This is a genomic window from Streptomyces sp. NRRL F-5650, from assembly GCF_000721365.1.
GTDB classification, from domain to species: domain Bacteria; phylum Actinomycetota; class Actinomycetes; order Streptomycetales; family Streptomycetaceae; genus Streptomyces; species Streptomyces ardesiacus.
The window spans coordinates 1-334 of the sequence record NZ_JOGV01000173.1 but is presented as its reverse complement, the minus strand read 5'-3'; the positions used below and the strand labels follow the sequence as shown (position 1 = coordinate 334).

The 334-nt window shown below is 73.7% G+C and carries 1 protein-coding gene; it reads left to right on the top strand.

Features of this window, described 5'->3' with window-relative positions; genetic code table 11:
* On the top strand, positions 1-334 hold a 334-nt coding region (locus tag IG88_RS39945), incomplete at both ends, for a protein kinase domain-containing protein (RefSeq protein WP_420712120.1).

Below are 334 nucleotides of genomic sequence, written 5' to 3'. Positions count from 1 at the left end.
CAGAGCCAGTTGACGCGGACGGGCATGGTGGTGGGCACGCCGGCGTACATGTCGCCCGAGCAGGCGTCGGGGAAGCGGGCGTCCAGTGGTGTCGTCGACGTGTTCGCGCTGGGGTCGGTGCTGGCGTACGCGGCGTCGGGCCGTCCGCCGTTCGGGGACGAGTCGGGGCACGCGGTGCTGTACCGGATCGTGCACGAGGAGCCCGACCTCGGGCCGCTCAGGGAGCTGGACCCGGAACTCGCGGGTGTGGTCGCGTCCTGCCTGGACAAGGACCACGAGGGCCGCCCGACCGCCGCCGAACTGCTGGACGCCGCCGAGCGGCACGGCCCGTACG